Source organism: Paludibacter propionicigenes WB4 (assembly GCF_000183135.1).
GTDB lineage: Bacteria > Bacteroidota > Bacteroidia > Bacteroidales > Paludibacteraceae > Paludibacter > Paludibacter propionicigenes.
The window spans coordinates 389118-401983 of record NC_014734.1 but is presented as its reverse complement, the minus strand read 5'-3'; the positions used below and the strand labels follow the sequence as shown (position 1 = coordinate 401983).

General features: G+C 41.0%; 14 protein-coding genes. 10 read left to right on the top strand and 4 right to left on the bottom strand.

Annotated elements, in window-relative coordinates; all coding sequences use genetic code 11:
* Nucleotides 1-739 precede the first annotated feature (739 nt).
* From PALPR_RS01665 to PALPR_RS01635, 7 genes are all read left to right on the top strand, one after another.
* Entirely contained in the window at nucleotides 740-1558 is an 819-nt protein-coding gene (locus tag PALPR_RS01665; protein ID WP_041620123.1) for a PKD domain-containing protein, read from the top strand.
* A 224-nt stretch (nucleotides 1559-1782) separates the two neighbouring features.
* The gene (locus PALPR_RS01660; RefSeq protein ID WP_013443865.1) at nucleotides 1783-2220 is read left to right on the top strand and encodes a VOC family protein; all 438 of its coding nucleotides are present in this window, start codon (nucleotides 1783-1785) and stop codon (nucleotides 2218-2220) included.
* A gap of 9 nt (nucleotides 2221-2229) precedes the next feature.
* Entirely contained in the window at nucleotides 2230-2655 is a 426-nt protein-coding gene (locus PALPR_RS01655; protein ID WP_013443864.1) for an SRPBCC family protein, read from the top strand.
* A gap of 5 nt (nucleotides 2656-2660) precedes the next feature.
* Nucleotides 2661-3131 (top strand): VOC family protein, encoded by a 471-nt coding sequence (locus tag PALPR_RS01650; RefSeq protein WP_013443863.1) that lies wholly within the window; start codon nucleotides 2661-2663, stop codon nucleotides 3129-3131.
* 209 nt (nucleotides 3132-3340) lie between these two features.
* Nucleotides 3341-5098 carry an ABC transporter ATP-binding protein gene (locus tag PALPR_RS01645; protein WP_013443862.1) on the top strand — a complete coding sequence of 586 codons (1758 nt, stop codon included), beginning with the start codon at nucleotides 3341-3343 and terminating at the stop codon, nucleotides 5096-5098.
* Nucleotides 5099-5108: 10 nt separating this feature from the next.
* Nucleotides 5109-6875, top strand: a complete 1767-nt coding sequence (locus PALPR_RS01640) for an ABC transporter ATP-binding protein (RefSeq protein ID WP_013443861.1) — start codon at nucleotides 5109-5111, stop codon at nucleotides 6873-6875.
* 247 nt (nucleotides 6876-7122) lie between these two features.
* Nucleotides 7123-7500, top strand: coding sequence for a DUF423 domain-containing protein (locus PALPR_RS01635; RefSeq protein WP_013443860.1), 378 nt, complete (start codon nucleotides 7123-7125; stop codon nucleotides 7498-7500).
* Nucleotides 7501-7588: 88 nt separating this feature from the next.
* Here the strand turns inward: PALPR_RS01635 and PALPR_RS01630 are convergent, their stop codons facing one another.
* On the bottom strand, nucleotides 7589-8821 hold the full coding sequence (locus tag PALPR_RS01630) for an ammonium transporter (RefSeq protein ID WP_013443859.1): 1233 nt from the start codon (nucleotides 8819-8821) through the stop codon (nucleotides 7589-7591).
* A 407-nt stretch (nucleotides 8822-9228) separates the two neighbouring features.
* Here PALPR_RS01630 and rpsF point away from each other — a divergent pair, with 407 nt between their 5' ends.
* Genes rpsF through rplI form a run of 3 tightly spaced genes read left to right on the top strand, consistent with a single transcriptional unit; the run spans nucleotide 9229 to nucleotide 10315 of the window.
* Complete coding sequence (gene rpsF, locus PALPR_RS01625) at nucleotides 9229-9579, top strand: 30S ribosomal protein S6 (RefSeq protein ID WP_013443858.1); 351 nt, start codon at nucleotides 9229-9231, stop codon at nucleotides 9577-9579.
* Between the two features lie 3 nt (nucleotides 9580-9582).
* Nucleotides 9583-9852 carry a 30S ribosomal protein S18 gene (gene rpsR / locus PALPR_RS01620; RefSeq protein WP_013443857.1) on the top strand — a complete coding sequence of 90 codons (270 nt, stop codon included), beginning with the start codon at nucleotides 9583-9585 and terminating at the stop codon, nucleotides 9850-9852.
* 19 nt (nucleotides 9853-9871) lie between these two features.
* Complete coding sequence (gene rplI / locus PALPR_RS01615) at nucleotides 9872-10315, top strand: 50S ribosomal protein L9 (RefSeq protein WP_013443856.1); 444 nt, start codon at nucleotides 9872-9874, stop codon at nucleotides 10313-10315.
* Between the two features lie 74 nt (nucleotides 10316-10389).
* Here the strand turns inward: rplI and PALPR_RS01610 are convergent, their stop codons facing one another.
* From PALPR_RS01610 to PALPR_RS01600, 3 genes are all read right to left on the bottom strand, one after another.
* Nucleotides 10390-10848 carry a DoxX family protein gene (locus tag PALPR_RS01610; RefSeq protein ID WP_013443855.1) on the bottom strand — a complete coding sequence of 153 codons (459 nt, stop codon included), beginning with the start codon at nucleotides 10846-10848 and terminating at the stop codon, nucleotides 10390-10392.
* Between the two features lie 92 nt (nucleotides 10849-10940).
* Nucleotides 10941-11651, bottom strand: a complete 711-nt coding sequence (locus PALPR_RS01605; protein WP_013443854.1) for a pirin family protein — start codon at nucleotides 11649-11651, stop codon at nucleotides 10941-10943.
* 204 nt (nucleotides 11652-11855) lie between these two features.
* Nucleotides 11856-12746, bottom strand: a complete 891-nt coding sequence (locus PALPR_RS01600) for an AraC family transcriptional regulator (protein ID WP_013443853.1) — start codon at nucleotides 12744-12746, stop codon at nucleotides 11856-11858.
* Nucleotides 12747-12866 lie beyond the last annotated feature (120 nt).

Here is a 12866-nt window from a genome sequence, read left to right as displayed (position 1 = left end):
AGGAGCAAAATAAAGGAGAACAATTTTCTAAAAGTTGGAGTTGCCACGGGTCGCAGACCCGCGCCAGCATGGAGGAAGCTTCAACCTTGAGTATATCGAAAATGGAGTCAAAGAGTGAGGAATCCAGGGATTCTTGGGCAAACGAGAAGATGAATGATAAAAATCCATGGATTCTTGACCCAACGAGGAGATAAACAGCCAAGGACGATTGGGCAAGCGAGAAGATGAATGATGAAAATCCAGAGATTCTTGGGCAAACAAGAAGATAAATGATGAAAATCCAGGGATTCCCGGGCAAACGAGAAGATGAATGCCGAAAATCCAGGGATTCTTGGGCAAACGAGAGGATGAATGATAAAAATCCAGGGATTTCTAGTCAAACGAGAAGATGAATGCTGAAAATCCGAGGATTCTTGACTCAACGAGGCGATGAATGATAAAAATCCAAGGATTCTTGGTCCAACGAGGCGATGAACAGTCTAGCAGCCAAGGATGCCTCGTTTGAACGCCCGCTACCTCTCTGGAGTAACTCTGACCCTCTTCGTAGTGGGTCGAAGCCTCTCTGAAAGTATGGAGAGGGACTTAACTATGATTTGAAATTCCTGGGGTTTATTTGCCAAACATTATATAATTCAAGTTCTGCTACTTATATTACAAGATATACACTATATTTGCAGCAGATATTCTGTGCTGGTATCAGCCGGATTATAATAAACCTGTTTACACTCGTCCATAAGCTATGAAAGCTACGCATGTATTATTTATCATTGCCTTGTTCTTCGCGATAGGTTGCACCGATCATTACAACAGCAACCGGGACAGCGAGGTGAAACCCGAAGCCTCGTTCAGCTTTCGGGGCAATACAAGTGCCACACTTAAAATGGCTACTACCGATACCTGCACCCTGTTCAACACATCGGTCAATGCCGACTCGTCTACCTGGACACTGGGTGACGGACGAACATTGAAAACACGACAAATAGTACTCTCCTACCCCAAAGCCGGAACATACACACTAAAACTCAAAGTCCGCAAATTTGATGGACAAACAGCCGAAATATCCAAAACCGTGGTGGTGGTCAACCGCATTTTAAAGAAAATAATTATAGACAAGGTTCAATGGGACACCACCATCGTGAGTCAGGGATGGCCAACGACCAACAAGGTGGATATTTATTTTCAGATACAGCTGTACAATGACATCACCATGAAACCGAAAGGCATTTACCCCAACTGCCCTGTTTTATACGCTTCGCCCGTGATCAAAAACATAGTTAGCAATTACGTGCCGCCCACCTATGCACCCATCGAAATAACCCTCACCGACAAATTTGTGCTCGAAAAAGCCCTGTTATCCAAAACCGTCAGTCCATCGAGCCTCAACAACCTTTATATACTAAGCGTGATGGCTGTGGATGCGAATGGCAAAACCTACTGTTTGACCAACAACGTGTGGTATGACATTGAACTGGACATGCTGGAAGATTTGCCGGGCAATAAGTTCAGCGTAAGCAGCAATTTCATCACATCGTTTAAATTGATCTGCGACTACGAATAGTTTCCTGCCAACCCATCCGTCTTTTTGATTTCGTTGAGAGATTATCCCAACTGTAATGCCTCGCCACAAGGTCGTGCAGCAAGCATTAGTATGTCCACATCTTGCCTGTCAAACAAAAATCATATGTCATTGTTATAGTTATTATTCAAAAAAACTCCCGAAGAATTTGAATAACATTTCGTTTAAAAAATCACATATAACAAATCAATCTAAAACGAATTATTATGGCAAGTACAAGCACTTATCTCAACTTCCCGCGCAATACCGAGGAAGTTTTCAATTTTTATAAATCGGTTTTCGGAGGCGAATTCAGCGGAGGCGGCATAGCCCGTTTTGGCGATTTTCCATCGCCCGAAGGTGCTCCTGCGATAGCAGAAGCTGATAAAAAACTGATTATGCACATAGAATTACCAATACTGGGTGGACACATTCTGATGGGATCTGATGCTCCAGAATCGTTCGGTTTCAAAGTAAATCAAGGAAACAATATACAAATTTTGCTCGATCCTGACACGAAAGAAGAAACTCAAAGATTATTCAACGCCCTGTCAGAAGGCGGAAAAGTAACCATGCCGCTGCAAGACACTTTTTGGGGAGCTTACCACGGACACGCTACCGATAAATATGGCATACAATGGATGTTCAACTTCACTGCTAAATAAACACACTGTATGAGTCCATTCAAATCTATAACCATCAGAGCCACCATCAAAGCCCCGCGCGATGTGGTGTGGAAATACCTTACGGAACCTGCGCACGTGGTACACTGGAATCATGCGTCTGACGACTGGCATACTACCAAAGCCGAGAACGACTTACAGGTTGGTGGAAAGTTCAACTACAGAATGGAAGCCAAAGATGGAAGTTTCGGCTTCGATTTCGGAGGCGTTTATGAACAAATTGTCAAAGAACAACTGATCAGATACTCACTTGGCGACAACCGAAAAGTAAGTATCGAGCTCAGCGGACTGGGCGACGTTACGGTTGTGACCGAGACATTTGATGCAGAAAACGAGAATCCGTTGGAAATGCAGCAGACAGGTTGGCAGGCTATACTGAACAATTTAAAGCAATATACCGAAAGCAATAAATCCTGACAAATATGACAAATCTAATTACACCATGTCTTTGGTTCGACAATCAGGCGGGAGAAGCAGCCACGTTTTACACCTCCATATTCCGAAACTCCGAGATTGAAACTACCAGCTACTACGGTAAAGAAGGAGTTGAGTTTCACGGACAACCGGAGGGGACTGTATTAACGGTGGTTTTTCGGATTAACGGGCAACAGTTTACGGCGCTTAATGGCGGTCCTTTATTCAAGTTCAACGAAGCTATTTCGTTTCAGGTTTTCTGCGACACACAGGAAGAAATTGACCATTACTGGGAAAAACTGACCGAAGGCGGCGAGGAAGGACATTGCGGTTGGTTGAAAGATAAGTATGGTGTATCATGGCAAATAGTGCCATCCGTACTCTCAAGCCTAATGACAAATCCCGAAAAAGCAGGCAAAGTAACCAATGCATTTATGCAAATGAAAAAGTTCGATATCGAAAAGTTGCTAAATGCCTAATGAAGAAGTCCCAATAGAACAATCTATCATACTATCACTCGGGTTGCCGGACAGCAACCCGAGTTTTATTTACAAAATTTCACACACATACTGATTCTTTTATAACTTCTCCATAATTAGTTCAGAGTCACAATGTGTAACTTTGCGTTCGAAAAAAAACATCAATATCCCCGTTGCGCTCTGCGGTTAACTGACATATAAAAACAATAATGCAAAACAAACGAACAGAACAGATACCCGGAAGAAAAACCGCTAAACCTAATATATTCGGAGTACTGAAACCTTACAAATTAATGATCTCTGCTTTAATAGGTTTTGCCCTGTTAAGCAATGCAGTCAATCTTATTATTCCTAAACTCATTTCTGGAGGTATTGATGAATTTACCGGCGGAGTATTTTCATATCAAAAGCTGATTGTAGAATTTCTGATAGCAGCCCTGATAATTTTTATTTTTACGCTGCTACAAGGCATTCTGCAAACGTACGCATCCGAAAGAGTTGCGCGCGACCTGAGAACCCGACTAACGGACAAAATATCCCGTCAGAGCTATGACTTTATCCAACAGTCGAACCCCTCAAAACTGCTTACCAACCTGACATCCGACATTGATTCCATCAAAATGTTTGTGTCGATGGCCATTGTGCAGCTTGCTTCATCCATCTTTATCATTATTGGTGCCAGCATCCTGCTCATCAGCATCAATTGGGAACTGGCGTTGTGTGTACTTATCATTATTCCTATTATTATCAGCGCCTTTGTAATCGTTTTCCGCCGTTTGCAAAGCTTGTTCAAAAAGAGCAGAGAAGTAGTAGACTGGCTCAACAAGGTAATCAACGAAAGCATTCTGGGTGCTGCATTAGTGCGTGTACTTAATTCCCAAATGCTGGAATACAACAAATTTATGAATGCCAGCACACAGGCTCGTAACCTCGGGTTATCCATTCTCAGCCTGTTTGCCACACTTATACCCATCGTGGTTTTCGTTGCCAATATGGCTTCACTCATTATTCTGGCACTGGGCGGACATTATGTGATAAGCGGTGCCATGTCCTTGGGTGATTTTGCTGCATTCAGCTCCTACCTCACCATTCTTATTTTTCCTATCATGATTATAGGTTTTATAAGCAACTTTGTGGCTCAGGCTTCGGTGTCGTATGGAAGAATATGTGCCGTGCTCGATGCCGAAGAAACCCGCGATACAGGAACTGTCAATACACCACTGAAAGGCAACATCGAAATGCAGAATGTGTCTGTGGTTTACGGCGACAAACCTGCACTGAAAAATGTATCGTTCAGCATACAACCCGGAACCAAAACAGCAGTAATAGGACCAACTGCAGCAGGCAAAACACAACTGTTGTATCTGCTCACCGGACTTATAAAACCGGCTAAAGGCTCCATTCTCTTCGATGGCATCAACATTGATGATTACGATAAAGAAACATTTCAGCATCAAATCGGATTTGTGTTTCAGGACAGCATCATGTTCAACATGAGCCTGCGCGAAAACATAGCTTTCAACGAGAAAGTAACGGACGAGCTGATGAAAAAAGCCATTGAAACTGCCGAACTGAATGACTTTATCGACACACTGCCGCAAGGGTTGGACACCATAGTCAGCGAACGTGGCACCAGCCTTTCGGGAGGACAGAAACAGCGAATTATGCTGGCGCGGGCATTGGCATTGAATCCCAAAATTCTGTTGCTCGACGATTTTACAGCCCGGGTGGATACGCAAACCGAAGAGAAAATTCTGCATAACGTAGCGCAAAATTACCCCGACCTGACACTGCTTTCGGTAACACAGAAAATAGCGTCGGTAATCAACTACGGACAAATTCTTTTGCTCGAAGAAGGCGATATTCTGGCACGCGGAACTCACGAAGAACTGATGATTTCCAGTCCGGAATATGTTCAGATTTTTAATTCTCAACGTAGCACCAACCATCTGACTATTGACAATTAATACTGCAAGAATGAACTACAATCTCAATATAAAAAAAGGATTTCTACCCAACGAAAAAGTAAGCACCGCCACCACCCTGAAAAGGTTGATGTCACTCATAGGTATAGAGCGTAAAAACCTCTATATTGCCATGGCTTTTATATTTCTCAATTCAGGTCTGAGCCTTATCGGACCTTACCTGATGGGACATGCCGTGGATAGTTTTGTAGTGACTAAACAATACGATGGTCTGATAAAATACTCAATCATACTTTTCTGCGTATTTTGTGCAGCCCTGGTGAGCGGCTATACCCAGGCTCAGCTGATGGGAAGAGTAGGTCAGCGAATGTTGTACAATCTTCGAAATACCATTTTCGGCAAATTGCAGGAACTGCCCATCGACTTCTTCAATCAGAATAAAGCCGGCGATCTTATATCGAGGGTAAACAACGATACCGACAAAATCAACCAATTCTTTTCTCAGTCGCTGGTGCAATTTATGAGTAGTATTTTTACCATGCTGGGAGCCGGTATATTTCTGCTTTCGATAAATGTAGAACTGGGTCTGGCTGCTTTGGCTCCCGCCATTGCATTGCTCGTTATCACACGCTCAATATCGCCGTGGGTAAAAAACAGAAATGCCAAAAACATGAAAAGTACCGGTAGTTTAAGCTCCGAAATTCAGGAAAGTCTGAATAATTTCAAGGTCATTGTGGCATTCAACCGTCGGGATTATTTCCGTAAACGATTCGACGAAGTGAATAAGGAGAACTATCAAACAGCTGTAAAAGCAGGTATTGCCAACAACATCTTCACACCCGTGTATGGTTTTTCGTCCAACGTAGGACAAATGGTGGTGCTTGCATTTGGTATTTATCTCATTGCCCACGGACAATTTTCGGTGGGCTTACTCATCAGTTTCTTGGCTTATATCAATCAGTTTTATAATCCACTGCGTCAAATTGCCGCTCTTTGGGCAAACTTTCAGGTGGCACTCGCCGGCTGGGATCGTATTTCGCAGATTCTGCAAATGGAAAACAACCTGACTGTTCAGGAAAGTGATGTCAAAGAAGAAAGCTGCTGCTTACTGTCTTTCCGTGATGTTTCATTCAGCTATATTCCCGGAAATGATATTTTGAAAAATGTAAGCTTCGATCTGGAACGTGGAAAAACATACGCTTTTGTTGGACCTACCGGAGGTGGTAAAACCACTACCGCATCGCTGATGGCCAGACTGTATGATCCTACTGCCGGACAAATCATACTCAACGGTGCGGATATCCGCTCACTGGATGCAAGCACCCGAACCGCCAAGATAGGCTTTATCCTGCAGGAACCTTTCCTGTTTACCGGAACCCTGCGCGATAATATTCTGTACGGAAATCAGTGCTTTATAGGGCTAAGCAACGATGAACTGATGGACGAACTAAAAGAAGTAGGACTGGAAGGCTTACTCGAACGTTTTGATGGAGGTCTGGATGCAGAAATCAAATCATCGGGCGATGGAATAAGTCTGGGTCAAAAGCAACTAATTGCGTTCATTCGTGCCGTTCTACGCCGGCCGGATTTACTCATCCTCGATGAAGCAACAGCCAATATCGATACCGTAACGGAGCAATTACTCGATGAGATTCTGAAAAAACTACCTAAAACAACAACACGGATTATCATTGCACACCGACTGAACACCATAGAAAGTGCCGACGAAATTTTCTTTATCAACGCCGGTGCTGTGACCAAAGCCGGATCGATGGAAGAAGCGGTGAACCTGCTGATGAAAGATAAACGCGAAAGCTAAGAAAGTAGTTGCTAATATTTAATGATATATTTTACCACAGTAGAACACATAGAAATCATGAGAGAAAAAGACTTAGGTCACATAGTAAAGAGTATCTGACGATACTCTTGCTCAGTCTGAAATTATCCCGTATTCGGGATAATGCTATGTGTTCTTAGTCTTATATCTCCTATTTAAAACTAGTGTGAACTATGTGACAAAAAAAACATATCAACAATGATTATCATTTGCTTAACAATAAAACCGCATGAAACAAATATTCGTAACCGCAGCCATCAGCGGCATGCTGGCAGTAGCGCTCGGAGCTTTCGGGGCTCATATTATCAAAAAAATGATAACACCCGATATGCTTGAGGTTTATAAAACCGGCGTTCAGTATCATTTCTATCACACTTTCGCATTGCTGGCAACAGGAATACTACTGTATTTGCAACCATCGAAATCACTCAAAACTGCTGCATATCTATTTATGGCAGGAATAGTTTTATTCTCGGGGTCATTATACGCTCTTGCTATCACCGGCATCAAAGCATTGGGTATCATTACTCCCTTTGGCGGTGTGGCCTGGCTCATAGCCTGGTTATTATTAGCCATTCATTTCGGTAAATATACCCGTACAGAATGATGTAAAATCTCTTTATTACTGCATAAAAACGAAACAAGCCATGATGAACTCAAATATTCATCATGGCTTGTTCTATAATGTGGGTGTTCTATTGTTGGCGCGCTACCTCACCGTGGTGAATTAAATCCAGTCCTACAGTTTGTTCTATGTTAGATACACGAACAGGAATAAATTTATTGATAGTTTTAAACAACAAAACGGTAAATATAAAGGCATAGCTGATGGCAAACAAAATAGCCACACACTCTTTCAGCAACAACATACCGTCGCCGCCAAAGAAAATGCCATTAGGAACGGCAGCATTAATAGCACTGTTGGCAAAGAAACCCAGGCAAATAGTTCCGATTACTCCACCCATGCCGTGTACTCCCCATACATCCAGCGCATCGTCCCAGCCTTTGTGTTCTTTAAACTTAACTGCCAGAAAACAACCTACAGCCGCAATGATACCGATAATGGCCGCTGAATAAATATCAACGTATCCGGCTGCCGGAGTAATGGTAGCCAGTCCGGCAACAGCCCCTGTCATCAAACCAATAAATGTCGGTTTCTTTTTGCCTGTATTCCATTCTATCAACAACCAGGTAATAGCGGCAAATGAAGCGGCAGTATCTGTGTTGAGAAAGGCCGAAATTGTAACAGAATTTACCGCCAGCTCACTTCCGGCATTAAATCCGTACCAACCGAACCAGAGCAATGCTGTACCAATGGCAACCAGCGGAATGTTATTCGGATCAGTTTTCTCTTGCCGGCGCCCCACAAAGTAAACCGACGCCAATGCTGCAAACCCGGCCGTAGCATGTACCGTGATACCACCTGCAAAATCGAACACACCCCATTCGGCAAGCAAACCACCGCCCCATACCATGTGAACAAACGGGTAATACACAAAAATTTGCCACAACACGAGGAAAAAAATGTAGGATTTAAATGAAACCCGATTGATGAATGCACCGGTTATCAGAGCCGGAGTAATAATCGCAAACATCATTTGATAAGCAATAAAAATGTACTCCGGAAAACGCTTATCGGGCGAGTAAAGAGTAGATGGCGTAATTCCGTGATAAAATGCTTTATCCAGATTACCCAAAATTCCAAAAAAGTCGGTGCCTGAATGTAAGTTGCCACTAAAGCAAACAGAATATCCAAATGCGAACCAAAGAACAGTGCTTATTCCCATAGAAACAAAGCTCTGCATCATAATACTTAAAATGTTTTTTTTACAGCCTAAACCTCCGTAAAAGAAAGCTAATCCCGGCGTCATAAGCATGACGAGACTGGTGGCCAAGATCATAAACGTGGTCAATCCTACATCTAACATAATGGTGTTTTTTAGTTTGGCGCAAAACTACATAAATATGTCCATATTTCCTACCTAAATGTAGGAAATATTCCTTTTGAAGTTCAAATTGTCATAAACTACTGATTTTTATTATCAAAAGGATATGTCTTTAAGCCTAAGACTGTTTAGTTTTTGCATATTAATTCAATAAAATTGAATATCTATAATTTTATGCCTAAAAAAACGACTTTGAATATAAAACTCAAAGCCGTGCTATTTATATCACTATACGTTAATCTTAAATAGTATTCTCAAAACGAACCTGTTTTACAAATTGAAAGACGAATTTTCCTATTCAATGGTATTGTCAATCAAAGAATTATTTGTACCTTTGCCCCGCTTTAATAAAAAACTAAGTATTAATTACTAAAAAGCTAACAAACAGTATGTTAAATCATTATGAAACCGTTTTCATTTTAACTCCCGTTTTGTCTGATGTACAGATGAAGGAAGCGGTAGAAAAATTCAAGACCATTTTGACAGAAAATGGCGCGACTATTACCAATGAGGAAAATTGGGGATTACGCAAATTGCAATATCCTATCCAAAAGAAATCAACTGGTTTTTATTCATTGCTTCAATTTGATGCAGAACCTACAGTAATCGCTACACTGGAAACTCAATTCCGTCGCGACGAACGTGTACTCCGTTTCTTATCGTTCCGTTTGGACAAATATGCATTCGAGTACGCTGAAAAAAGAAAAAATGTCAAATCTAAAGAAGTAAAGGAGAACTAAACCATGGCAGCAAACAACGGAGATATCAGATATTTGACTCCACCATCAGTTGATGTAAAAAAGAAAAAATATTGTCGCTTCAAAAAAAGCGGTATTCGTTACATTGATTACAAAGATCCTGAATTTTTGAAAAAATTCTTGAACGAACAAGGAAAAATCCTTCCACGTCGCCTTACCGGTACTTCGTTGAAATTTCAACGTAAAGTAGCTCAAGCAGTTAAAAGAGCACGCCATATTGCGTTGCTTCCTTATGTAACCGATATGATGAAATAATAAAGAAGGAGGAAAAAGTATGGAAATTATATTAAAAGAAGATGTAACCAACTTGGGTTACAAAGGCGATATCGTTAAAGTAAAAGATGGTTACGGACGTAACTTTCTGATTCCAACAAAAAAAGCCATCATAGCTACTGAATCGGCTAAAAAAATGTTGGCTGAAGATTTGAAACAACGTGCTCACAAATTAGAACGTCTGAAAAACGATGCTATCGAATTAGCTGAAAAAGTAAAAGATATCACATTGACAGTAGGTGCAAAAACAAGCACTACCGGCAAAATCTTTGGTGCTGTTGGTCCTATCCAATTGGCAGATGCATTCGAAAAAGCTGGTTTCACAGTTGATCGTAAAGTAATTGTTATTAAAGATGCTGTAAAGGAAATTGGTTCTTACAAAGCTACTTTAAAACTACACAAAGAAGTAAGCGTAGAAGTTGCTTTCGAAGTTGTAGCAGAATAATTTCGCAATTCAAAAACAGAAAAGACCGATACGCAAATTTGCATATCGGTCTTTTTTATAATCTTCAGCGATTCTTAGCTGATTTTCTTCGAAATCAAATTATCGAAAGAAAATTTACCGCTACCTCCAATCAGTAAAGCAATTGCCAGACCGACTACCAGAATAAAATACTCTATTCCTTCACCTTTTTGCATTCCAAACCAGTTCATAAAGAAACCGTTATTGATATGTCCGCCCAGGAAAGCTGCTCCGGCCATAGTTAAACCAACCGAAAAGGCCATAAAACGGGTTCCTAAACCAAAGATAATTCCTATAGCACCTACAAATTCGGCAAGTATAACAAGTACGCCAATCAAATAAGGCATTCCCATCGATTGAAAAGCTCCTATTGTTCCGGAGAATCCGTATCCGCCAAAAAGACCAAGTGCTTTTTGCATACCATGAGGTAAAATTACGATACCTAATGCCAGGCGCGATACTAATAAAGACCATGATTGTTGATCTGTAGCTAAAAATTGTTTAATTGTTTTCATAATCATTTTTTTGTTTTGTGTCAGGTCTGCTTTATAAAATTCAAAGACCCGGTTTGTATATTTAATTGTATGAGTTTTAATTTATTTCGGTTTCAACGCATAGGAACTTCCATTATAAGCAGCTTGGATAATCCTTCAGAAGATATCTCTATCGAAGATACTTCGCTTACTCCCAATCCGTCGCGCTTGCTTAGTTTCTGACCCGCAACCGTCACTTCTCCTTCTATCACAAAGAAGTATGCACCGTTATTCTTATCTTTTAATTCATAATTTCCTTTCCAGCCTTCGGATAAGTCTCCCAAATGAAACCATGCATTCTGATGTATCCACACTCCCTGATCGTTAGGATTTGGCGAAAGTATCTGGTACAACTCATCAGGTTTCTCAACTCCGGCCAATGAAATCTGATCATAGCGCGGAGTTACATTTCTTTTATTCGGTATCACCCAAATTTGCAATAGCTGTAATTCCTGATCTTTATTTCGGTTGAACTCACTGTGAAAAATTCCGGTTCCGGCACTCATCACCTGAATTTCTCCGGCAGCTATTTCACCGTGGTTACCCATGCTGTCTTTGTGCTCTACAGCTCCGATCAATGGAATAGTAATGATTTCCATATTATCGTGCGGATGTGTTCCAAAACCCTCTCCACTGGCAATCCAATCATCGTTCAATACCCGTAGAGCACCGAAATTAACCCGTTCTGGATTGTAATAATTTGCAAAGCTGAAAGTGTGGTGAGTATCAAGCCAACCATGATTGGCATGACCGCGTGTGCCTGATTTATGCAAAATTGTTTTCATAATTGTGTCGTTTTTTTTAACCCCTAGCCCCTAAAGGGAAACTTGATTAGTATTGTCTTTAAAAATTAAAGATCAAAATATAATAGATTTACTAGCTCAATTCCCCTTTAGGGGTTAGGGGTCGTGTTTATTTTTTTGATACGACAAAGGTACGGCGACAAAACGCAGAGGGAGGTAATGAAATCAGGCTAATGATTGCAAAAATCAGGACTGACGTGCTGAAACACGAAATTCGGATGGAGTTTGACCGGTAATTTTCTTAAAAAAATTATTAAAGTGAGCAGCTTCATCAAAGCCAAGCTCGTAAGCCAGCTCTTTGTTGCTGATATTGCTAAACAGTAAGGAACGTTTAGCTTCTGTTATTAATTTGCTCTGTATATGGTCTTTGGCCGATTTACCGGTTAAGTTTTTCACCGTTTTATTGAGGTAGTCACTCGTAACGGATAAATCATCGGCATAATCTGACACCATATGCGCTACAGCATATTTATGATTCAGTTGTTGCTTGAAAGTACGTAGTATGTGGTTACTGGTTTCCACCAACTGTGGGTTGTTACTTTTGCGCAGGCTGCAATGATTATTACTCTGTATAAGAAATACCTTGACCAATGAGCCCACAGCCTCCTGAGTGTAGGTTTGTAACGACTGAGAAAAGTGTTCCATCTGAATCAACAGATTTCGATAAACCGGCAGATCATTCTCATTTATCGGTAGTGGTGGCGATTGCCCGTAATCGTTGAATAAATAAATGTCATTTATCAGCTTATCAGGAATAGAATTAGCTATCAGGAATTCCTCGGTAAACGTAACAACCCATCCCTGAGGTTCGTCAGTAAATTCTATTTGGTGCATCTGCCCGGGAAGAATAAAAAAGATAGAACTATCTACGATAGGAAATTCAGTAAAATCAATATAATGAGTTCCTATGCCCTTCTCTATGAAAATAATAGTGTAATAATCGTGTCTGTGAGGGCTGTCAGCTTCTCCGTTGGCATTTTGGTAAACAACGTCAAGCTTCTTCAGCGCAAAGCCGGCATACCCCTGCGATGCCTCAGTAAACGAATATGTTTTTATGTCTTTATGCAGCAAATTCATCTTACACCAATAGTTAACCTAATAATTCAAGAACACCACAAAGGTAATCATTGTTTAATAGAAATAAAAAAAGCAGAACAACTTCCTTACAAAAAAGGGTTCTGTTCTGCTTATTATAGT